Consider the following 23,280-nt stretch of genomic DNA (forward strand, 5'->3'; position numbering starts at 1 on the left):
ACAATAGAAATAAAGTTCAGAATATGGATGCCAATGGCTTTAGATAAGTTGCCATAGCCTTGTCCTGCTTGTAGCTGTTCAGTATACAATTTGGCCCAATAAAACAAAGCCCTTTTATCATAATCTGCTTCATCACTGATTTGGATTTCAATATTAAATAGTTTACCATCTACTGCCTTAGCTTTGAGATCCAATATAGATGCTTTATCTCCTCGAAAGTTTTGCGGATTGTAGGGATTAAGCAATATAATATCTGCTACTTGATCTTCTGCTGAAACAATGGCGTTGATTAACGAAATCAATAAGTCTTTATTTTCCTCTACGCCAAAAAGTTTCTTAAAGGCTACATCCACACGAGGCGTAATGGCTTGCATACTAACTATAATTTAGGTTTCAAAATTTATACACTTGACATGTATGCTTACAATCTATACGTCTAACTAGTTCCTTATGGATAAAGCTATCTTTGCGCTGTTTTGCCCCCTATATGATTCCCTATATTTTATGCATAAAGCTATGCATAAAGCTACCCTTGTACTGGGCTATCCAGTCCAGCGGCACATAGCCATATATATCTTTAGCATGTATATCTGCACCTGCTTTGAGCAGCCTATTAACAACATCCATACTATTATTTTGCTTCTCTGAAACACAGGCCCAATGCAAGGGCGTTCCACCATACAAATCTTTGGCATGGATATCTGCACCTGCTTTGAGCAGCTGCTCAATAATATCCATGCTCTTTTCTGTCGAAAGATAACAGGCCCAATGTAAAGGTGTACTACCATCCTCATCTGTAATATGCACATCTGCCTTTGTCTGCAAACATCTTTGTACCTCTATAGGACTACCTGTTTTCACAGCTGAAATTAGAGAAAGTTCTACAGATTTATCTAAATAGGAACTTTGTTTACAACTACCCGCTTGGAAACAGTAGAACATTACACTCGATAAAAGAAATTTTAGATATTTCATATAGTTATCGATAGAGCCAGTTAACACACCACACTATAACGTCCTGGTACTGTTATCTTCCAGAAAGACTAAAAAACATCCACAACCTCAATCTCAAATAGTAAGACAGCATTGCCAGGAATACGCTTGCTTGTAACATCCTCTCCATATGCTAAGACAGAAGGTATAAAAAAACGTGCTTTTTCATTTTTCTTTAACAATAATAACCCTTCCTCCCATCCTGGAATAACAGAATTAACGCCTACTTGGAATTCAAAAGGGACATACGCTTTAGGCGGCAAATAAATATTATGAGATTTTGCAATCTCCTCATTAGTTGTGTCAAAAACAGAGCCATCTAGTAACCTTCCCGTATAGTTGATTTTAACACACTTTCCTTTAACAATAGGAATATCCTCAGAAGACTGATCAACAATATAAAAAAGGCCAGAATCAGTGGAAGAAGCTTGTATATTATGCGCAGCCAAATAGTCAGTGATGAGCTGTTTATCTTTTTCTAATTGCTGTTTATCTTTTTCTAATTGCTGTTTATCTTTTTCTAATTGAGCCGCACGCTTGGTAGTCATTAATTGATCGTACTCTTCCTGATTCATAATCTTTTTTATTTCAACATCCATTACTAGTTCATCATCTTTCTTTAGATCGTTAAATTCTAGAATCTTATCAAGATCCGCCGCTGCATCTTTTAAATAATATTGGGGAGAGAACTTAAAAATCACCCGCTGTTTCTCTTCAACTATATTTAGCATTTCAGCAAGCTGCTTATTAGTTGATGTTAAATCATCATAACGCAATAAGAAGGGTTGTGGCTCCTTAAGCGTATCTATTAATACTCTTTCTTCTTTTTTTGCATTGGGCACATGCTCCTCCTCCGCTTTTTCTCCCTTTTTATATGCCAATTTCATCACAAGAACCATATCTACCACGTCTCCATCTTTTACTTTTTTTCCATTGCCTACCATCATCTTCTTATAAGAAAAACCAGATGGCACAGTTATAAAAGGATACAGATAACGATGAAATTGGTGATTATACCAAACAAGCCCTGCTACCAATGTCAATAGCACTAAAAAAAATGCTGTAATATTTTTACGTTTCATCTCGTTTATTTAAAAATTAAAGTTAAAAATGTATACTTTTTAATATTTGTTCAAATTGGTCGACCGTTTCGGTCAAACTTAAATTAGAAACGCCTCCTGCAGCATTTTTATGGCCTCCACCATTAAAATACTTCTTGGCGATCAAGTTAACGGATATATCCCCCACGGAACGAAGAGAAATATATACCATATCATCTTTTTCCCTTAATACCGCCGCTAACCATACCTCTTTTAACGAAAGAGCATAATCTACAAGCCCTTCTGTATCACCACTTTGTAAATCAAATCTTTTATAATCCTCTTTTTGAATAACAAAATAAGCTGTATGAAATGCTGGTAGAAAAACCAAACGCTGGCTAACCGCAAAACTAAAAAAATGTAATCTACTAAGCGACTTATTATCGTAAATAAGTTGCTGTACGCTACAAGCATCTACCCCACATTCCATTAAATCCGCTACAATCCGATGGGTTTTGGGGGTAGTATTTGGATTTTTAAACGAGTTGGTATCGGTTATAAGACCAGCATACAAACAAGTAGCCATAGATGCGGTGATTTTGCTTTTCTGCTCTAATAATGATATAAAAAGTTGGAATGCTACTTCTGCACTAGCAGCAGCTTTAGGATCCCAAAAAAAAAGATCTGCAAAATCTTCCGGTTCTCTATGATGGTCAATCACAATCTTGAATATATCAGGACTTTCTAATATAAATGCCAATGCACCCAAACGACTGGAAACAGAAAAATCAATACAAAAAAGCAAATCTATCTTCCCTATTTTCTCCAATAACACCTCTTTGGTATAGTGTTCCGCTATAAGTACATCATTTACCCCAGGAAGCCAAGATAAAAACTTAGGATATTCCGTTGGAGTAATTACATCTACTTTATGTCCCTGTTCTTTTAAGTACAAAGCCAAAGCTAAAGAAGTCCCAAGTGCATCTGCATCAGGCTGAGCATGCATAACCACTACAATCCGTTTCGGACTAGCTAGCTGCTCTTTTAGAATAGATATATCGTACATATAAAATGCAATCTACTAAAAGTTTATGACACAGAAAAACTAATTCCCCGGAGCTTATTCGTATTTATATCTCTGGTCGATAACTTTGGCCAATTCTTCCAGACTCTTACTAACATAAAAGGGTTGCATCCATCGCTCTATCTGCTTCATAGAGGCATCCGGCTGATCTAAACACTCCGTTTCTTTGTTATATTTTTTCTTTACATAGGCCATAAAAACGCCTTCTTCATCAATAATAGGAGGGCTGATGGAACCTGTCGACAAACCAAAACATGTTCCCACAAAAGCCTTGGCCTTCCTAAAATGCTTGTGGTCATTTTCCAAAAAACTCAGACGCTCTACCGACTGTACTGCTATATGATTTCCATATTGTTCCGCAATGCTTGATAACGTATTAGATTGAATCTGTTTAAGTTTATCCAGAATTATTTTAGCTTTTTCTTGATGCAGCACCTTACGATATACTGCATTACGCACCGAATGCAAAGGCACCAAATCACCTGCCTTGACCTGGTCAAACATAACAGCTAATAGATACACTTCTCCTAAATCAAAAATCTTGGAAACTTTACCCACCGTAGCTTCATTATATAACCAACGCACCACCTCTCGAGCAGCTGCATACGCGCCAATAGATTCATCGGAGGGAGCTACCTCTTCTTTTTGAATGGCTACTTTTTCATTAGCAGCAAATGTTTGCAAATCATTTAAATTTTTTATGCTAGCCGTAAGATGTTGTACCTTTCTAAAACATTTATTACGTGTATAATCACTGATCATCATTTTTTTTTCTATTACAGCTATTTGATATTGATAAGAAGTCTTCTCTTTTTTAATGGCCATCACTCTATAGAACATATAACTTCCATTTTCCATAATAGGCCCTACCACCATGTCTTTAGCAAGGGTATGATGCATTTTGGCAAGTGCCGCAGGGAGATCATCGGCTATACATTCCAAACGAGTCGCTTCAACTGTTCCATCTGTATGTTGCTCAGCAAAAATATAGGGATCGGCTGCAGTAGAAAATTGCACCGCAAGAGAACTTAATTCTTCTTTAAAATCAGCGCTATCCTTTTCATCTGGCTTAACAGGGAAAGTTATATACATAATAGACCTACTTTCTGAAGCTTTATAATGGCTTCTATGGGCAGCCATATAATCTTGTAATTGTTGATCTGTAGGTACAACTAAATCATCGCTAACCGTAGTAAAAGGGATATAAAGATAATCTACATCACGTAACGTACTAGCATGTTGCCTATTTTGTTTTTCTTCAGCTGATGTAACAAAGCAACTTTGAAGCATTAACTGATGCAATTTTTCTTTGGCTCTTGTTATAGCCAATTCTTTTTCGACCTGGCACCACCACAATTTCGCCCGTTCATCTTTAGATAAATTGTCCAGAAAGGTTAGTAATTTTTGCTGATCAAAAGTACCCGTTTCAGGATCCTTAAACCAACTCTGAATACGTGTATCAATATGTTTCCCTTGTACCAAATCGACCAGCTCATTGGCGCTTCCGACCATACCAATTTGTTTTATTTCTTTGGCGTAAAGCATATCCTCAACTAATTTACGCCAAACTTTACTCTTCAAACGAATTTGTTCCTCTGTTGTTAGAGGCTTTCCTTGACTTTTAACATTACGATATATCTCTTCATGCAATTTACGATAATCCGTATAGCTGATTTTTTCCCCAGCTACGGTACCAATTTGCGCCTTACTATTACCAAAGAGATAAAAAAAGATGCCCCTTATATCACTACTCAAGAACATAATGATCAATAGAACGACCACAACAGCCACAAAAGTATTACCAGCGTTTTTTCTAATATTGCTAAGAATTGCCATGTATAAAATTAAAATTAAAAATCAACCAATTGGCCCCATATTCTATACGCCAATAGTTACATCACATTGGTAAATAAAACGTATAAGCTACCTATGTATTCCCTAAGTATATAGGGGGTACAATCGATTTATAAACCACAAAACAGGTACTATTTTAATAGCCCTTTTCGTTGCAATACAGTTGTAAAAAATTTTATTTCATTATCACCATTAAATATTTTAAATGGAAGATAAAAAAACTGAACCTTAGACCGTACCAAGAGAAAGTATTCTTTTTTTTTATACGCCTTCGTAAGGTCTATCCAAGGTATGGACATCCCTTGCTTGGGATTTACCTGCATAATTAAATATTGGTTATTAATTTCATAAGTTATTCGCTCAAACATAGGGCGATTTTCTTCTAGCTGCGTAAGTCCATAAAATTGAATTACCCAAAAAAGCAAATAACAGATAAAACATATCATACCACCTACAGCAAACCAAATAGTGGGTATCAAAAATGTACCACTCATAAAAAGCACAAGCAGGGGCACTATCCACCATTGTATACGTAAAATATTTTGTATCCCTAGCCTTATATAGAGAATAGCCGGTACCTTATACTTTTTTGTTTTGACAATCATGTTTCAATCATGTTTCGATCAAATAATGACTTAAAAAGAGAGTTGCATATAACCATCATGCCAATTTTATTAATTTTCATCTTAACTTAGGTGTTATCATCTTAAAGCCTTGTGCAATATAATGATTTTTACTTATAAGGTAGTATATTGGGTACAGTTAATTACTGTTTTTTCTTAGTTTTATTCTAAAAATCAGATCTTATGCTTGATACATTACCAGCAGGAGGTACTATGCTTCCTCCTTATTGCTTAGCCCTGCCTTTTATCACTTTATTGTTGATGATTGCTACAGGGCCTTTACTGTTCCCACATTTTTGGCATAAACATTATCCAAAAGTAGCCATATTATTGGCTTCTTTTGTTATGGCTTACTACTGTATCGTTTTAGAAAACAAGATTAAACCTGTAGAAGCAGCCGCAGAATACATACAATTTATCTCTTTAATCACCGCTTTATACATGGCGACAAATGGTATCTTAATTAAGATACACGCACGAACGACCCCCTTAGCCAATATAATCTTACTTTTCATAGGTGCGCTAGCGGCTAACGTAATAGGTACTACTGGTGCTTCTATGCTTTTCATCCGTCCTTATATAAGATTAAATAAACATCGGATTAAATCCTACCACATTGTATTCTTTATATTTATAGTCAGTAATATAGGGGGTGCATTAACCCCTATTGGGGATCCGCCATTATTTTTAGGATTTCTTAAAGGAATACCTTTTGGATGGACCTTGATTCATAATTTTTTACCTTGGTTGATAGCTATTTTAATGATTTTATCTATTTTTTATATATTGGATAAAAGTAATAAAGATCTATCTGATCCGCAATATACCAACTATTCCCGTAAGGGAATGATTTCCATTAGGGGAAGTAAGCACCTCATTTGGCTAGGCATAATTATGGGAGCGGTCTTCTTAGATGTAACTATGCTCCCATGGCTACCTACTATTGCTTATCATGGCCATCATATTTCTTTTGTACGGGAACTAATTATGTTGATAGTAGCTGCACTTGCCTACTATACATCAGACAAAAAAGTATTGATATCAAACGAATTTAATTTTGAGCCTTTATATGAAGTCTGCTTAATTTTTATAAAAAATTTTGGTACAATGATTCCCGCACTTGAACTGATTGGTAGTTTTGCGCAATCTGAATGGGGTAAGCAACTCATTACGCCAACTAATTTATACTGGGGATCAGGTGTTTTTTCTGCTATTTTGGATAATGCACCGACCTATCTCAACTTTGTAACCGCCAGTATGGCCTCGCACGGGGCAGATATTTCGCTTGTAGCAAGCGTACAAGCTTATGCAGCAGGCGGTATCTACCCTAATTCAGTTATGGAGCTAAAAGCTATTTCCCTAGCCTCTGTTTGTTTTGGTGCTATGACCTATATTGGGAATGGTCCTAATTTTATGGTTAAATCTATTGCAGAACAAGCAGGCATAAAAATGCCTTCCTTCGGGAAATATATATATCGATTTTCATTACCTTTTTTGTTCCCTATACTCTTTATAATCTGGGTTTTGTTCTTTTCCTAAAAAGCTTAACTAGCCTACAAACTTATAAATACATCTGATTCCTAGATAAGTGGTAAATGGTAAAGATGGGTCAAATAGCAAACGGAATCATCTCTTTCCTTTTAGCTATTGGTTTAGGCTTATCTATATTATTAGCAGAAAAAAAACATGCTGCTTTACTATGTGAACATATTGAGATAGAAATAAAAGATCATTCTGGGCAATCTGTTATAACAGAAAAAGACATACTGGATTTACTACCATCCATACATAAAACAACCTTAATAGGCGTTCCACTACAAAAAATTGATACGTATAGCATAACAACCCGGTTAAACCACCAACCATTTGTAAAAAATGTACTGGTTTACAAAACTTGGCATAACACTTTAAAAGTGTATTTAGAAACCAAATATGTGATAGCCCGTATGATTAACCCCATTGGTCCCCATAGTATGCAGATGTATATCGACGAAAATGGTGATTTGATAGCAATAGAAAATCTTCCCCTACTTCGCTTACTAGTTATAGGCGGTAATCCTGAAAATATAGTGGTAGAAACAGATGGGTTACAGAGATGTGCTAAAGAACTGCTAAAATTATTACATTGCCTCTATAGAGATCCCTTTTTTCGTTACCAAATTACTAGTTTAGAGGTAGAAAATAACCATAAAATCATTCTTGGAACGCAAATAGGGAATCATAAAATAGAATTTGGGTACGCCGAAAACATCTCTGAAAAGCTGGAAAAACTTCGTCTTTTCTATAGCAAGGTTATTCCCTATAAAGGTTGGAATGCCTACGGTCGTGTAAATTTAGAATTTAAAGATCAGTTGATTTGTGAATAGACAACGATTTTCTGCATGATGGGAAAGTGGAGTATTGATGACAAAACGTAATGGTCTATTGCAACGGCCTTATAATGTATGATACAGTTTAGGGTTACAATTTTGCAATTACTGGGTTCTTTTTTTTATTTTTAATGTAACACTTATAGTCAAATAGTTTAAGACATAAATCAAACAGTTTAAAGCATAGATCAAAAAAAAAATGACAAATTCTGTATATTATGTCGACTTCTTACTTATTAATTTGCTAATATCAGATGCAACATAGAGGACAAATTATTGAAAATGTAGTGAGAAAAAGCGGGATCTCTCTTTCAGTATTAGCTGCAAAGATGGGCGTTAGTAGAAATACGCTTTATAATAGATTTAAGGAGCAAAACTTGAATTATGATTTTATATTGACTTTAGGCATGATTATACATTATAATTTTGCAGTAGAATTTCCTGAGATGAGGTTAGATACAGCACCTCCAGAAGATGCACGTGCAGAATTATGGAAACTTGAGAAAAAGTATAAAAATCTATTGGAAAAGTATAATCGACTATTGAAATTTTTGTTGAAAAAGTCGCAAGACACTGACCAGCATGCGCTACATAAAAAGATTAAGGAATTTATAAATTCTTCTTCTTTTTAAGTATTAAGATACATGGCAACGGCTATAAGAATTAAAAAGGCATTAGGTCAGCATTTTCTAAAAGATCCTGTTATAGCTAATCAAATAGCAAATCTATTAACTGGTGAAGGGCTTACGCGTACCGTAATTGAAGTGGGGCCGGGCACTGGTAGCTTAACAGATATGTTATTGTCTATTCCTAGGTTATACCTTATAGAAATAGATCGTGATCTTATAGTCTATTTAAAAAAAAAATATGTCCAATTAAATGATAGAATCATACAAGCAGATTTTTTAACCTACTCTTTAGTAGAGCAGTTTAAAGGAGAACGCCTAACTATTATTGGTAATTTCCCCTATAACATCTCTTCTCAAATTTTCTTTAAAATTTTAGATAATCGTCATATAGTTGATGAGGTAGTGGGAATGGTACAGAAAGAATTTGCCCAACGGCTTTCTGCTAAACCAGGTAGTAAGATATATGGGATTCCTAGCGTGCTTTTACAAGCATTCTATACCATAGAATATTGCTTTACGGTACCTAAATATCTCTTTATTCCCGCTCCTAAGGTGGAATCTGCTGTTATTACCATGCAGCGTAACCATGTAAAACAACTTCCATGTAATGAACGTCTTTTTTTTCAAATAGTCAAAAGTGGATTTCAACAACGACGAAAAAAACTACACAATGCCCTTTCTGCTTTCAATATTTCAAATCTAACCTGCAAGGATCTATTACACAAACGTGCGGAAGAAATTAGTGTGGATGGATTTGTGCAACTCACCAACGCAATAGCATCTAAAAACCCGGTTTGATTTTACCATGCCATTTGGCAAGAGTGCTGCGCTATGATTGCTGCATAGCCAAAGATGGGATGGCAACATCCACCGCACATGGCTGGTCATAATCAACTCCTTCTACTTTAAAACCAAATAATTTGTAAAATTCACGGGTATATCCGGCCATGTCAGTAAGGGCATCTATATTTTCATTATTTAACTTAGGCCATATATCAGTAACAGCTTGCTGCACATCTGCTTGCATTTCCCAATCATCCATGCGAATACATCCTTGGGCGTCTACCAGCACCTGCCGATCTTTTCTATATAAGCGATCTGAACATAACCGGTACATTTGCTCTATACATGCCTCATGTAGCTTTTTTTCTTTCATAATTTTGTAAATTAATGAAATATAAATAGATACTACAGGTATAGCCGCACTTGCTTGGGTAACCAAAGCTTTATTCACAGAAATAAAGGCCTGTCCACCAATAGGACTAAGTCGCTTTGTAAGTATTTTGCTTGTTTCTGCTAAATGTTTTTTTGCTTGACCGATAGTTCCTTTTGTATAAATTGACTCAGTTAATTTAGGCCCAATGTAGGAGTAAGCCACTGTTTGGATACCCTCTGCCAGTACATTTGCCTCCAGTAAAGCATCTATCCACATAGCCCAGTCCTCACCTCCCATCACCATAACCGTATCTTCGATTTCTTTAGCTGTTGCTGGCTCAATACGAACATCTAAGAGATGACCACGCATTACATCGATGGTTTTACCGCTATATGGCTGTTCAATAGGCTTTAAAACAGCGTTAAAAAGCGCTCCCGTTTTGGGATGCGTGCGGCGTGATGAGGCTAGGCTATATATTACACAATCCACCACTTCCTCCCCCCAGTCCTGTTTAATGAGCGCAATGGTTTTTTGCTTTATTTCATCTGAAAATGCATTCCCATGCATGCTTTTAGCATAAAGTCCAGCTTGATGAGCTGCTTGCTCAAAAGCAGCTGTATTGTACCAACCAGCGGAAGCGGTGCGTTTACCTTCAGCTGCGTGCCCAGCAAAGACACCTATGGTTTGGGCCTGCGCACAAAAAGCAGTAACTATCCTACTAGCTAAACCATAACCTGCAGATGCACCTATAAGCAGAACTTTTTTAGGTCCAGATGGAATAGATGGTTGGTTTTGTACATATCTAATCTGCTCCAGTACATTTGCTGTGCAACCGGTAGAATGGGCTGTAGTACATATAAAGCCACGTATTCTTGGTTCTATAAGCATATGTAATAGGTATTTTTAAGAAACGGTTGTTGGTCTAGTTGCACATGTAGATAATTTTCTATTTTCTGGTTTTAAGCTGCCTTCCATATGTTCCTTATCTAAGCCAAATGACTTGGTAGCGGCAGATGATACATTTACAGAAGCAGAGGTAGCATTTTCATGTACGGTTTTGGATTCCTTATTCTTTTTGCCCATTTTACACTTTCCATCAAAATAAGCACCCTCTTCAAAAACCAATTTGCTAGCAATAATGTCACCCCATACAACCGCAGTTGATTTTAGCACGAGTAACTCTATAACTTCTATAGTGCCTTTTACTTCTCCACCAATTTCAGCATTTTGTGCTACAATATTTCCTTGTAATTGTGCCGTATGACTTAAAACTACTTTTGCTTTTGTTTGGATACCACCGGTTACCTTACCTTCTACTCGTAAATTACCTGTAGTACTTATATTACCTTCCAGGTGTGATCCCTGTCCTATGATGTTGCTAATCGTCACAGGGTCTAAAGGTTTAGCTTTATTATTGAACATTTTTTCTAGAAATTTTAATAAAATCTTCTGGATTCAGTGCTACTCCTTCACTCCAAAGTTCAAAGTGTAAATGTGGGCCACTCAAAAGTTCTCCAGATTTTCCCATAAGCGCAACCACATCGCCTGCCTTAACTAAGTTACCAACTTTTTTAAACAAAAAAGCACAATGCTTGCAAATTGAAACCAAATTATTATGATGTTGAATGACAATAATCCATCCTGTATCGACGGACCAATCCGTCAAAATCACCATTCCAGAGGCTATGGCTTTAACAGGATCCTTTTCTTTTGCAACAATATCCACGCCATAATGTCCACTTGTTTTATTGAACGTATCTGTAATACTTCCATGGATAGGCGGAAAAAATAATCCAGCCATATTTTGCATATTTTGAACGGAAGCCGCCATGGTGTGCATCGTTGATGGTGACATGTAGGACTCAGTTTTTATTACAGCTGTTTCTGCCGCCTCTGCGGTTGCTGTTTCTACCACTGGGGATTCTTCTATCGACTTTTCTTCTATAGGCATTTCTGCTGTCGGCTTGGAAATAGCAGGAGGCATAGGAGATAATGCGGCATCGGACGTATGCGATTTACCTCGAATGATATTTTGGAGCGTGGTAATAAACTTTGTTTGGGATACAATTTTTTGTTCCAAATCTTCCACTTCGGAAGCCAAAGAAAGTATTTTTTTTTGATTTTCTGCTTCTATATAGATAGGGTTCATCCATTTTGCTAGCGCTGTGCTGGCTAGCCATAAGCTAAGACCAAAGCTTACAGCAAACCAGGTACATATTACCATAATGATGGTTGCATAGCTAAAAGGGGTACTGATATATTCTGCAAAATTTTCAACATTTCGAATAATCAGCTGATATCTACTTTCGAAACTATTCAGTAGTCTTCTACGGGTACGCAACGATCAGTTTTTTTGAAGTTGGAAATCTGTTTCCTTATACAAGGTTGGCAACCTAAATGGGGCCTTAATTGCTTAGCATTACGGATTGCCCATAATATACTTTGCAAGCAATGTGGGCGGCATTGGACTCGAACCAACGACCTTTCCGATGTCAACGGAATGCTCTAAACCAACTGAGCTAACCACCCGCACTTTTGGTTTCTGGCTTCAAATGCATTTTAAACGCCTACCAAATGTGCGCAAGGGGGGATTCGAACCCCCACACTCGAAAGTACCACCCCCTCAAGATGGCGTGTCTACCAATTTCACCACATGCGCAAAACAAGCATGCTAATTTAATTTCTAGCAGCAAAACAGGGCCGAATAAGAACAATTTAGTAGATAAAAGTCTTTTTACCAAAGATTTATCCTATGATTTGTGCCATACTATTTATCAGTAAAAACAGATATTTCTATTGTTTTTGAATAAAAAATTTGGATTATATTAAAAATATAGACAACATTGCATGTTACATATACTACTGTGGGTACCTCATGCCTTTATTATGAGGCACAAATCCTGGAATTTATTAAAATTATGGAACCGCTGCTGAATCATTGTACTGATGTAAATATAGCACGAAGCCGTTGCAATAGAAAATTGCAGCGATTGTGCTACAAGGCCGTTGTAATAGAAAACAAAAATTTTATAAAAGAAAGAAATTTATACCCAAACGTTAGTCTTAAAAAGAACATAAACTATACTATTTTAGCGCTGTAAACTTATAAAGAACTCTAAATTTGTATATACAATCGCTGCAATTTTATATTGCAACGACCTCACTATTTGCCATAAAGGCTAACTTTCACCTTATAGAATCAAGTAAAACTGAATTTTCTTAGCCTTAGGCCTGCATTTGCTAATGCAATAAAAAAACGATTTAAAATGTGATTTCTCCATTAACGCACCTTGTATTTATTTAATATAACACTCATTATGAGTATTATATATTGATTTTACTTAATAAACAAGATACTGTTTTGGAACAAGCCTATCTAACACTCCCTACGACTTATTACAGATAAACTGTAAGAAAGTTGCAAATTTTAGTTTTATTTTTTAAGTTTGCTCCTTAAGGTTGCTTATAATCATTATAAAGGCGTTTTTATATTTTTTACATTCTAATATATCTATAGTTATGCTATATCAAATTTTCATTAGGGCGTTCTTATTGGGGTTATGTTCATCTTGTCAATTACATAAATTGGGTATGAATGATAGTAATATAGAGGATAAATATAATCCGGATACGGATATTAAGCTACAGGAAGAAATAAGAAATTTTACTTCTCAACTTTCTGATCAAATAAATAGCTATGAAACAATAATCAAAGAGATCGATACCCAACTTATTAACTATCAAGTTAAAGGTAAATCTTATGAGACAAATTTTAATGAGTATTCTGCACAAGCCAATCAAAAAAATGAGTATTCTGCACAAGCCAATCAAAAAGATGAACTCTTCAAGCAAATAAGAATTACTCAAGCAAGAACTTATCTTAAGGCTTATATTGTTACATACAATAACCAGATAAATCTTGCTCAAGCAGCAAAGGATCAGGCTCAGGATATTATTAGTACACTTGACGAAATTTATAGCGAATATGCGAACATATTAGCAGTAGACAAATCAGAATTAGAAAATTGTATTAAAGATACTAAAACAAATAGCATCAAATATCAAAAAGAAATAAATAAAATCAAAAATATACTAGGCTACATTCAGACAATACAAACTAATATAGACTCCTTAATAGAATATACTCAGGACCCTCAAAAGCCTTTAGACAAGAACGCTTACGAAGGCTTACCTGGATTTACAGAAGCAGCTTATAAAACGCTGGAGTCTTTGCAAGAAATGTACAAAATTTCCAAAAAAAAGTACGATACCAAGTACAATACCCTTGAGCATATGTCCCCCGAAGATATCATAAAAAATTTTAATAATGAAAGCGCCATTTATAATATATGCAACGTATTTGCTAATTCCGCTTCTGCTGGTTACTGTAATAAACTAACAACAATATATTATTTAGAGAAAGCTGGACGATTTATTCAAAGTGCCTACATTATAAATACTAGTATTAAAAACCATATTGATATTACAGGGCATATTCAGCGTACGCAAAATAATGAAAGCAATGATAATAATGCTTACATAAGCAATATTATTGAATCTTTTAAACCTTTAGTGAGAAACACACTTGAAGTAGCAGAAGCTTATATGGAACTTCATGAAAGCTTTAAGGCAGATAATATAAATTTCCTAGAATATCAGTCGGCATCACAGCAACTTACTGATCCCAGGCATGTTACAAAACTCTCTCTTGCGCATAATAACTTACTGGACAGTAGGAGTAAGATTGCAGATGCTTTTGTAAAGACTATAGATAAAGAAAAAGAAAACATAGCAATACACAGCAGTACACAAAAGGCATACTCCGTATTTGATGCTCAAAATATAGTTGATGAGATATGTAAAAACATTAATAAACAATACAATCTGATACAGCAATATTGTACGCATGCTCAAAGTATTTATGATAAAGTTGATGATGAGGAGGATGCCCAAAAAGAACCTTGGGCTAGATGTACTTATCATATGTTGGAAATAACTAAAACATGCAAAAGTATTCTTAGCATCAGCACAGAAATTTTGGATAAAGTTAATACCGATATTAGTAATACAATTATCAATAATGGCACTATAAATGAATTCAATTGTCACCAAGGGTATCTATTAAAACTAATCAGCCGCCGTACAGTTTTACTAGATAAACTAAATGAAACAATTGATTTGCTTCCAGCTAACTATAAAAATCGACTTCAATCAACCTATAACGCACTTGCATCGTGTATTAATACAGTAGATGAAATTACTAAAAATCAAATTTATCCATATATACAGAAGGAAGACTCCTTGAACAATAGCGATAAGCTCGTACAACTTATTATAGGGTTAAGCAATTTTACTCAAGCTATTCAGGAGCTTGGTCATGCTTGTGAAGCATGTGCTAAACAAGCTTGTAATACCACAGGATATAATTGAGTGATCACACAATATATGACTTATAATATATATGACTTATAATTTTTTACCATTCTATTATATAAATACTTAAAAACTATGTACTATAATTTAAACCCAGTGTTAGCAGTTGTATTCACATTATGGCTATGTTTATCTTGTCAAACACAAAAACTAAGTATGGCGGATAATATTAATCCTGGCAAATTAGGAGATATAGAACAAACGAATGTATTTAATCTTGAAACAGAATTACTTACTGCTCGAAGCAAGTATGAAAAATTGGAAACAGCTATTGAAGAGATATCTAATCAAATAGATCCACTCAAAAATCTAATAGAGCAGTTTGCCCATGATAAAAATTTAGAAATAAAGGATATAAATATTTTTGATGCTAGTAGTGCTAAAGATTTGTCAAGTGATGGTATAGTTAAGTGTTTATTACCATCTCTACTAAATACATGTAATTCAGCTCAGTACGTTAGTGACAAAGCAAGAAGTAGTCTTGTAAAGGCTCAAGATGTATTAACAAAGCTCCGAAAGCCATCTTTATATTACTTTTCATCCCATATGGAAGATGGACAAAGACTTCTTACTGAAGTAAATCAACATATTCAACAGATTAACAAATATAGGGTCCATATGCAATACGTCATAACGTTCACAAGGGGACTGATAGAAGGAATTCAAAAGCTTGATTCTACTAGTGATTCTGAAACTACTGCATCTGAACTATTGTCCCCAACGGATGACAATATATATGAATATATGGATAGAATTACATGTCGTATAAAAAATACTCAGAAAACAATTACTAAAATAGTAGAGTCAACTACCCTAGATTTAGGCATAGATAAGTTTCAAAATGAAGATAATGTAGATAAAGAATGTAATATTCTAAGTGTTATAACTAAAAATACGAATAATAAGATTATGTATTTTGTTAACCTAATATCCAATTATAGAGAGGCTACAAATGCCATTCAGGAATGCGTTACAAAGCTAAATAAACAAGTAGAGAAATGCTGCAATACAGGAAATTTTAATAGGGATAAATGCAAATATTATAAAGAACTCTCGAAAAGTTTTAATTCCATCGTAAAAGATATAAAAGGAATAATAGATCCTTACCAAGAAGCGTATTCTTACCACTTAATATTTGCTAGCTTACATGCTAAAAAACTACACGAAAACTGGGAAGAGTTCATAAATGCTGATGAGAAATCTAATTTGGAATTTTTGCAAGATTCATTTAATGAAGAAATACAAAAAGCACACGAAAAAACCAGAAAAGCTAGCGAAAAAGATAGTGATATGAATAATAAACTTATACATGCAAAACTATGCTATGATGTATTAGAGAAAATAAATAACATTGAAGATCAACTTATTAAAGTTAATGAAGATTCTGAAACCGTTACAAAGCAATATAATGCATTTACGATGGCGCAATCTTCTCCAGGTCAATACGATGATGATACACTTTTAGTTCATAATTTTAATGAGATAATACAGCAACGTCACAATATGACTCATATTATCCAATCTATTATGGAAAGCATTAGTAATACTGTTTATAAGTTGTGTATCAATGATGATCAAGCGTTAAATGATATGTTGCGATGTATAACAACACAAGAGAAACTTCTTAATAAGGCATATAGCGAATTGGAACAGTCAATAAAATTCATTCTTACGAGAAGGAAGTCTCTTGCTCACTGTAAAAAATTACAGGAAATAATAGAAATAAGTAATAAAAATATTTCTGATAAGAAGATTATAGATCAATTAAATAAACTAAAGCAAATGATTAGTTCTATGAAAAATAATCCTGATATCAATGTTTTAAAATTATTAAATTTTTTCATAGATCTTACTATGGATATAAATAAATTCACAGAAAAAAGCGTTATGTGTGCTAATTATGCTGCTGAAATTGATTTTAAGGAGATCACTGAGATTAATACATGTTAGGCGCTATCCATCTAGTGGCTTCCTTAAGTTGGATTATTTGTTGACACGCCCTAATTATTTTATCCATTTAAAAAAAAAACTACTTCTGTTAAAGCTACTTTTTTTGCTTAATCAAAAAAAGTAGCCAAAAAAATCAAGCGCTGGTGTAAAAAACTGTTGAAAATTCAGTCTAAAAGCTGATTCAAATGCAGATATATACTAATGTTTGTTACCTATATTTATTATAAAGCCTCCTTAAGCCTACGGCTGTTAGTGTAACAGTACCACCAATCATACTACTTCCTATGACTACTGGAACCCAAAAGGTAGCAGATGTAGTAGGCACATCAGATGCAGTAGTAGGCACATCAGATGCAGTAGTAGACACATCAGTAGATGTAGTAGACACATCAAAAGCTGATACAGCTGTACAACCACGGGGGATATGTCCATTTGCATAATCACTGGAGATACTTCCCTTGCCTTCTTGTAGACGCTTTTTAATCCATCCGTGCCACCTACTGTCACACTTATATATTTTGGGGGCATTGGTAGCTTGATTGTGTATGGTTACATATACACAGTCATCTGTATGATGATGGTGACCATGCCTATGGTGATGTTTATGGCTCGTTTGTGGACTTATTTCTGTTGTTGAACATATTTTTTGCATATCATTGCATACTATATCTAGAGAAGAGCAGGTAGGCTTTACGCTGGAATCACCTCTTTCTCTTTTGCCATTTTGAGGCATAACCGTATGACGCTCCGATCTGATTGCAGGTCTATAGGTTGAAGTAGACGGTCTATATGTGGCCTGTTTAGGCGCTTCATAGCCATCAACCTCTCTTATTAACCATGCCTTAAAATCTGCTATGTTTACATTTAAATGGTCACTTATACATTTTTGTGAACATTGTTTTGTACACTGCGTAAAAGCTTTGCTTACTTCTTCTATACATTTTTCATACAATAACCTTTGTGAATTATCGTGAGAACGTACAGCTGGGCAAGCTAATTCCCTATTTCTTGATTGTTTCCAACAAACATTTCTACATTGCGCTTGCTTGTCTGCATGTTTACATTGTAAAAACTTATTTAAACTATCCTTATGAAAACGTTCCTGTATATACTGAATAAAAGTAGGGCCCACATTATACCGTTCATTTCCATTCCAATAATCCCCATTATAAAAATCATCATGTAGAACAGATTCAATCGTATTGGTAGTTGCAGAAGAGTCTTCCCTTTGCAACCATTCTAATGTACATTTTGCAGCATCCAATTTTCCCTCATCAGATAATGATACATATTCTGCAATACCATCACTTATTAAGTGTGGGAGACCTTCTCCTTTCGTATGTGCACTATGCATTACATGTCCCATTTCATGTTTGGGCGTATGTGATCCATTTTTTCCCAAAAAAAGTTGCATTAGGTGGTAAATTTTTTTTTCTGCAATATTTCCTTCCCGAGGACATGGCCAATATCGACCAAGTACCTCCACCCCTTGCTGCGTCCATCGAGAATGATCCCATTTCTCGACATAAATCATATGCATTGATTCAGGCTCTATACGATCAATTTCCTTTTCATAAGTATTTATTACCTGCTGCCAGGATAATTTCATTTTTTCAATCTCCTCATGAGTGAATTTTGGATCTAGCTTAAAACAGAATTGCGTATTGCTTACCGTAGCAGTCATGCATGTTGTCGCCTGTTTAGCAAGTGCACAATACGTTTCAGGTTTTACTGGTTGTGGAACCGCAGCTCTTTTATAGCCCTTTGTCTGCCTATTAGGCTGCTTGTCTTCCATATGGGCAAAAGGTAATAACTGAATAGGTGTTTCTTTATGCCGTTGAAGCATAACATACTGATATATATCCTCATCTGTAACTACAGCATTAGGATCTAGTTGCTTTATAAAAGCTTCATATTGCCTAGCATCCTCTCGTTCATGCTCCGTTAACGCACTTGGATACGTCATTCCATTAAGACTATAAGGATGCGCCCTATCATCCAATGTACTACTGTTACTAGCAACTGCATAAGTATTGCTATGTTCAGCTAGCGTTTGAGTTTGATGAACCCAGCCATTCCCATTAAAAACACTGTTAAAAGATGCTATTATCCATCCAATAATTTTGATATTCATAATATTTATTATATTAAATTTGAAAGTTAAAAAGATTATTAACCAATTATAAAAATTTTTGTCCCTGATATAGAGACACAATAGTTTTAAACTATTTTATGCTTTTTGAAGCAACAAAAACTACGCAAAGCTGTTTGACTTTTTGTCCATGATCATTTACTACTTCTACTTCTTTTATCTCTTCTACAGTTAAACAATAATGTGTACGTGGTACAGTAACTTGTTTTGCATGCAAAAGCTGTTGCTCCTTGGCTGCAGCCACGGATAGTAAAGTAGATGACACTGCTTGTGTATTTATATTTGTTTGCAAACGATAGGTAGTTTGACTACATCCCATTAAGCATACTATAAGCGTACTCCATAGAATGGATGGAATAGTTGTTTTTTTCATTTTTATTTTGTAAGTTTTTGTATGTGGTTATAGATTAAATTTGCTTTTTATTTTAGTTGATTTATACAATGTATTTTTTATGGTTAAAAAGGATCTTACAGCTAATAATTGGTAAAAGTTCCCCATGGATCCTTTTAAGGTAAGACCTGAAAAAAATAGTAACGAATGACATTACCTGATTTGCATTGCCATTATTTCCTACTGAAAAGCAGCAAAAAAACCAGGTAATGGCCGTGGCGCCATGCTATTATTGTTCGTTATTTATTTTTCTGTTTCTTTCATCCATGCTGCTTACAAAGCTTTTATCATTTTGATAATGTTGATAAGAGAGTGTAATATTGTTTAGCTTACCTGCGTTATATTTAAGCTGTTCTTCCAATGATGGCTCACCTGTTTGCTGTTTAGGGGCATCTCCGAATATCTTACTACATTTATTACTGTTTTCTTTCAATGATAGCTTACCTTTTTGCTGTTTAGGGGCATCTCCGAGTATCTTACTACATTTATTACTGTTTTCTTTCAATGATAGCTTACCTTTTTGCTGTTTAGGGGCATCTCCGAGTATCTTACTACATTTATTACTGCTTATACTATTGGGGTCTGTTGGTACCAACGGTTGTATAGCAGCGCTATTATCTGTTGAAAATGCAGTGCCGTTTGACTGATGTTCATCATGATGTTCATCATAAAGTTCATTATGGCTATTTTCTGATGTAAATGAGGTTGTAGAATTAACAGTGAGATGGCTGTTGCTGCTGGATTGGCAATTTATTTCTGATGCATTTTCATTATTGTAATCTCTATATTTCATTCCAAGGTGCTTATACAATATTTTAACTTGACTATCACTTATTTTTCTTTTTTTAAAAAAATTTCTTTTTTCATAAAAAGTTTTTATTTCTTGTGGAATAGCTGTTGCCCGATGACTGTCAGGTAAGTCATTACTAGTCAGTTTAAGTATAGCATCAAACATTGCGTTACTACCTAATCTATGTTTTGGTTTTGCTAAGTAAGCACATGCCCATACAGAACGTTCTTCTCCGTCTTTTTCAAGAAGTTTATTAACGGCTGTAGTTATGCCTGCTTCTTCTTTGATCTTATTAAACATCTGACCTAATCGCTTTTTTTTATTATACCGTGCAGCCATATGCAATGCATTTCGCCCTTTTTTATCCTTGCTATAGAAGCACTCTATAGGTAATCGTGCAATTAATGCTTCTGCTAAAGTTGAATAGCCATATTTAATAGATAAATGGAGTGGTGTATTATCCAACTCGTCTTTTACGTAAAGCATATGTTTAACATTATGACCCTGCCCCTCAGTGGCTATTTCTTTATTTCTACGTAATATATAATTATCGAATACTATCTGAGCCATCTCTCTATCTTTATTATGCAGGGCTAATAAAAGTGCATTTAGGCCTTCACCTGTATTGTATACATCGATATCGGGATGCTGTACTAAAAGTTTAACTATTTCTTTATGATGCATTTCTATAGCTTTACCTAAAGGCGTTTTTTTGCTATGCGCATTTATGCTATTTGGAAAATTTTCCTGATACAGTGCTTTTTGATTGTCATTGTCTTGGCTTATACGGTCTAGTATAATCTTTACAGCCTCAATATCATTTAATTTTACTGCAATATACAACCGATCTTTTTTGTTCTCCACATTACCAATATTAACGGTATTTTTTATGCTTTGTTCAAATGCTTCTGATGTGCTATGTTTTATTTCATATTTCATAGTATTGCCTCTGCTTTTACCGAATAAATCATAGCTGCTTTGCTGTGAACAAGATGACAAAGCAAACAAAAGCGGCATCCATATGCTGCTTTTTAAGAGCTGTTTATAATACTCGATTTTTATTTTTATTATGTTCGTTTTCATGATTATTATGTTTATTTTTTTGTTTTATAATTATGTATTATTTGTTTTATTTTAAGATTAGACTTGATGAATTCGCTTAATGGAATTCGCTTGATGGAAGCAAGTTTAAGCAAAAGAAAGATATTGTCCAAACCTAATATAACAAGGACATCTATCTGTTCAACCGTTAGGTAACAATATGAGGCCATTGCAAAAAATCGACCGTATCATTTTTTCTATTTTTCTACTATTATATTTTTGTTATTTTTGATATTATGACAGTAAGAACATTGTTAGTTATTGATTTTCAGATATTTTTTAACAAAAAAAAACTACGTTCATGATATATACCAGCATCAGCTATTATTTTTTCTATCCATCTACCATTAGCTAATATGGACAGAATATATTAACCTTGCACAAGGCAATGCCAATAAATAGTAATAGACTATTGGGAGCTTAGTATTTGTGCATAACAATAATTTTTATCCATATAACATATAACAATGACTATGTATATAACAAAACGATTAACCGCTCTTTGGTGGATAGTCCTCCTAGCTTTAACAGGATGTAGCAAAAAAGCCATTTCGCTAGGTATGAACCACGATCCACAGCATATGGAGGCAGTAGCAGGGACGTCAAGTACAAGCGACAATCTTATCGATACCGATACATCTTGCAAAAGAAAAAAAGAGGCAGAAGACCTTAGAATAGAAGGCTGGATAGATATTTTAAAAGCTAATGGAACTTTATATCTGAGGGACAATTCTTTAACTATAATTCCCTCTTCTTGCCTCGATGCAAAAAAGATCAAGGAATTGCTGCGTTATTTGTGTAGAAAGTACAATAATGTTTTTAAAGAATTTAAAATTGAGTGTGGCGGTTGCGGTTATTATGGTAGTCACAGGGCCATTGCTAGTATACAAGATCGTCCAAGTAGTGAGTGGGAAAACAAGAAGATAACAGAAACATTTAGTGCTATATTCTCTGCCCTTGAAGGCACATCTGTTTCTAATCTATCTATAACGGGTTGGTGGTGGCAATGGAATTCCGATGCAGTCCTTCAAACATTGAGTTTACTTAAAAATGTAACGGTTAAACGCTTGCATTTCGACGAGCTTATTGGATTACTAGGATTTCGTAATAATGTCATTGCCCTGTTTTCTGCTCTTGAAAATACGTCTGTTCTGGATCTAGATTTATCTGACATAGTTGATATGGGTGGCAATGATAAAGAATTAATGAGAGCAATGGCAGAGAAAATCTGCGAAGCATTTCCTTTACTTAAAAAGACAAGGATTAAGACCTTAGATATTGCTAGATGGCCATTAGGTGAAGTAGAAACAGACATATTGGAACAAGCATTTTCTTCGCTCAAAGGTTCTCAAATTGAAGCACTAGGCCTTATGGGTTCCGAATTAGGCCATAAGTTCGAGGTTGTATCCGCTGCCCTCGAGGGAACGGCTGTTCGTATGTTAAAGTTGGGTGGATTTAATAACGACGATGGAATCCAAGACGCATTCTCTAAAACTTTCGTTTTACTGAAACATACAGCAGTTGAAGCATTAGATTTTACAGCGCCATTTCTAGATGGAGAGGAGGAAGAATTTTCTTTTAATGAGTGGAAACCAGATTCTATCGATAGTGTATTTTTAAAATTAAATGGAACAAAGGTACGCAAAGTTAGATTCGATAAGGAGTACTATCCAGGACTAGTGGATGCGTTTAATACAAAAGTTGCCTATCCAAAT

General features: G+C 34.8%; 17 protein-coding genes, 2 tRNA genes and 1 pseudogene (1 of these 20 running past the window's edge). 6 read left to right on the forward strand and 14 right to left on the reverse strand.

Annotated elements, in window-relative coordinates; all coding sequences use genetic code 11:
- From EDM02_RS06140 to EDM02_RS02275, 6 genes and pseudogenes are all read right to left on the reverse strand, one after another.
- Positions 1-374 (reverse strand): annotated as a pseudogene (locus tag EDM02_RS06140) (Rpn family recombination-promoting nuclease/putative transposase); it reaches 515 nt to the left of the window's first position.
- 121 nt (positions 375-495) lie between these two features.
- Positions 496-975 carry an ankyrin repeat domain-containing protein gene (locus EDM02_RS02255; protein WP_123662725.1) on the reverse strand — a complete coding sequence of 160 codons (480 nt, stop codon included), beginning with the start codon at positions 973-975 and terminating at the stop codon, positions 496-498.
- A 68-nt stretch (positions 976-1,043) separates the two neighbouring features.
- Positions 1,044-2,075 carry an FKBP-type peptidyl-prolyl cis-trans isomerase gene (locus tag EDM02_RS02260; RefSeq protein WP_123662728.1) on the reverse strand — a complete coding sequence of 344 codons (1,032 nt, stop codon included), beginning with the start codon at positions 2,073-2,075 and terminating at the stop codon, positions 1,044-1,046.
- A gap of 22 nt (positions 2,076-2,097) precedes the next feature.
- A complete protein-coding gene (locus EDM02_RS02265) occupies positions 2,098-3,099 on the reverse strand; it encodes a DHH family phosphoesterase (protein ID WP_123662730.1) in 1,002 nt (333 codons plus the stop codon).
- A gap of 54 nt (positions 3,100-3,153) precedes the next feature.
- Positions 3,154-4,953, reverse strand: a complete 1,800-nt coding sequence (locus tag EDM02_RS02270; RefSeq protein WP_123662732.1) for a peptidylprolyl isomerase — start codon at positions 4,951-4,953, stop codon at positions 3,154-3,156.
- 149 nt (positions 4,954-5,102) lie between these two features.
- Positions 5,103-5,576, reverse strand: a complete 474-nt coding sequence (locus tag EDM02_RS02275; protein ID WP_123662734.1) for a YcxB family protein — start codon at positions 5,574-5,576, stop codon at positions 5,103-5,105.
- A gap of 201 nt (positions 5,577-5,777) precedes the next feature.
- Here EDM02_RS02275 and EDM02_RS02280 point away from each other — a divergent pair, with 201 nt between their 5' ends.
- The 4 genes from EDM02_RS02280 (at position 5,778) to rsmA (ending at position 9,390) form a co-directional block, all read left to right on the forward strand.
- Positions 5,778-7,133 carry a sodium:proton antiporter gene (locus EDM02_RS02280; RefSeq protein WP_123662736.1) on the forward strand — a complete coding sequence of 452 codons (1,356 nt, stop codon included), beginning with the start codon at positions 5,778-5,780 and terminating at the stop codon, positions 7,131-7,133.
- A 65-nt stretch (positions 7,134-7,198) separates the two neighbouring features.
- A complete protein-coding gene (locus EDM02_RS02285; RefSeq protein WP_123662737.1) occupies positions 7,199-7,960 on the forward strand; it encodes a cell division protein FtsQ/DivIB in 762 nt (253 codons plus the stop codon).
- Between the two features lie 257 nt (positions 7,961-8,217).
- On the forward strand, positions 8,218-8,595 hold the full coding sequence (locus EDM02_RS02290) for a hypothetical protein (RefSeq protein WP_123662739.1): 378 nt from the start codon (positions 8,218-8,220) through the stop codon (positions 8,593-8,595).
- A gap of 12 nt (positions 8,596-8,607) precedes the next feature.
- A complete protein-coding gene (gene rsmA / locus EDM02_RS02295; RefSeq protein ID WP_123662741.1) occupies positions 8,608-9,390 on the forward strand; it encodes a 16S rRNA (adenine(1518)-N(6)/adenine(1519)-N(6))-dimethyltransferase RsmA in 783 nt (260 codons plus the stop codon).
- A gap of 31 nt (positions 9,391-9,421) precedes the next feature.
- Here rsmA and fabV read toward each other — a convergent pair whose 3' ends face one another.
- From fabV to EDM02_RS02320, 5 genes are all read right to left on the reverse strand, one after another.
- On the reverse strand, positions 9,422-10,636 hold the full coding sequence (fabV, locus tag EDM02_RS02300) for an enoyl-ACP reductase FabV (protein ID WP_123662744.1): 1,215 nt from the start codon (positions 10,634-10,636) through the stop codon (positions 9,422-9,424).
- 15 nt (positions 10,637-10,651) lie between these two features.
- Positions 10,652-11,170 (reverse strand): bactofilin family protein, encoded by a 519-nt coding sequence (locus EDM02_RS02305; RefSeq protein WP_123662746.1) that lies wholly within the window; start codon positions 11,168-11,170, stop codon positions 10,652-10,654.
- Complete coding sequence (locus tag EDM02_RS02310; RefSeq protein WP_221179592.1) at positions 11,160-11,972, reverse strand: M23 family metallopeptidase; 813 nt, start codon at positions 11,970-11,972, stop codon at positions 11,160-11,162. The genes EDM02_RS02305 and EDM02_RS02310 overlap by 11 nt, the downstream gene beginning before the upstream one ends.
- 230 nt (positions 11,973-12,202) lie before the next feature.
- Positions 12,203-12,277, reverse strand: a tRNA-Val gene (locus EDM02_RS02315).
- Positions 12,278-12,325: 48 nt separating this feature from the next.
- Positions 12,326-12,407 (reverse strand) — tRNA-Leu (locus EDM02_RS02320).
- Between the two features lie 932 nt (positions 12,408-13,339).
- Between EDM02_RS02320 and EDM02_RS02325 the strand changes: the two genes are divergently transcribed.
- Entirely contained in the window at positions 13,340-15,178 is a 1,839-nt protein-coding gene (locus EDM02_RS02325) for a hypothetical protein (RefSeq protein WP_123662750.1), read from the forward strand.
- A 159-nt stretch (positions 15,179-15,337) separates the two neighbouring features.
- Entirely contained in the window at positions 15,338-17,131 is a 1,794-nt protein-coding gene (locus EDM02_RS02330; protein WP_123662752.1) for a hypothetical protein, read from the forward strand.
- 208 nt (positions 17,132-17,339) lie between these two features.
- Here EDM02_RS02330 and EDM02_RS02335 read toward each other — a convergent pair whose 3' ends face one another.
- The 3 genes from EDM02_RS02335 to EDM02_RS02345 form a co-directional block, all read right to left on the reverse strand.
- A complete protein-coding gene (locus EDM02_RS02335; protein ID WP_123662754.1) occupies positions 17,340-19,265 on the reverse strand; it encodes a hypothetical protein in 1,926 nt (641 codons plus the stop codon).
- A 91-nt stretch (positions 19,266-19,356) separates the two neighbouring features.
- Positions 19,357-19,656 carry a hypothetical protein gene (locus EDM02_RS02340; protein WP_123662756.1) on the reverse strand — a complete coding sequence of 100 codons (300 nt, stop codon included), beginning with the start codon at positions 19,654-19,656 and terminating at the stop codon, positions 19,357-19,359.
- Between the two features lie 247 nt (positions 19,657-19,903).
- Positions 19,904-21,547 (reverse strand): ankyrin repeat domain-containing protein, encoded by a 1,644-nt coding sequence (locus EDM02_RS02345; protein WP_123662758.1) that lies wholly within the window; start codon positions 21,545-21,547, stop codon positions 19,904-19,906.
- Positions 21,548-23,280: the final 1,733 nt, after the last annotated feature.

It is taken from the genome of Candidatus Cardinium hertigii (assembly GCF_003788695.1).